Here is a 1,024-nt window from a genome sequence, read left to right as displayed (position 1 = left end):
AACGGCAGCGGCTTGAATATCATTACTCGCGATCACACCATCTGTCGCTGGATAAGCGGCAAACAGCTCCTTCGCCATCGATTGTGCATCTTTAATTGAAAATGAAGCTGTCTCAATGACCTGAAAATCAACTTCAGCCTGCTTTAAGATTTCCAAAGCGCCGTTAAATCGGTCTTGAGCGGTCGGCAGGTGAGCGGGTCCTCTCAAGAGCGTAATGCGCTGGCTTTTTCCGTGAATGATAGCCTGGGCGGCTAACTTTCCTCCTGTATAGCCGTCACTGGACACAGAAGGAGCCCCTTCAAGCGTTCTGTCCAGAAAAACAACTGGATAATTCATGCCGCTGTATTCCTCGAGATCCGGGTAATTCGTTGCGGCAATAATGCCTGCGACATGATTTTGCTTAAAGGTTTGAAGGTATTCAAGTTCTTTTTTCAATTCCTCGTCACTGTTGCCGAAAATAAGGCGATAGCCTTCCCGGTTCAATTCATCCTCCGCACCGCGGGCAAGCTGGGGGAAGAAAGGGTTTGTGATATCCGGGAGCAAAAGTCCGATCAGTCGGGATTCTCTTTTATATAGAGATCTGGCGACTTCATTCGGGTAATAGTTCAGCTTCGCCATCGCCGCTATGACACGCGTTCGCGTTTCTTCGTGTACATAGCCGTTATCATTCAGGACGCGGGAAACCGTCGCAACTGAAACGCCCGCCGCTCCGGCGACATCTTTAATTGTAGCCAAAACAGCTCCTCCTTGTTTATGTAACCGTTTACATAGATAGATTATCATGAACAATCCGAAGTTAGCAATAAAAATATCAAAAGAAATCTAATTGTAAATTGTATATATAATTGAAAAATTTAAGGTTTTCACTCTTTTTTTGACAAAGTCTTCACAAATATGGATGAAGATTTCTTGAACAAATATTAAGTTTTATTAAAATTGTTTCAAAGTCATGCGTTTAGACCTGTAAATGGGGAGAAACAGAAAAGACTATCATCCCAGAAAATGTTTAATTATGTTAGAGAAT

At 43.1% G+C, this 1,024-nt stretch carries 1 protein-coding gene; it reads right to left on the bottom strand.

Features of this window, described 5'->3' with window-relative positions:
• Positions 1–735 (bottom strand): LacI family DNA-binding transcriptional regulator (locus ACWHAR_RS23335; protein WP_452087983.1); only part of this gene is annotated, 735 nt, incomplete at its 3' end.
• Between the last annotated feature and the right edge of the window lie 289 nt (positions 736–1,024).

This window comes from Bacillus sp. LR--39 (genome assembly GCF_053613335.1).
The sequence above is the reverse complement of the archived record's forward strand: the minus strand, read 5'-3'. Positions and strand labels throughout refer to the sequence as shown.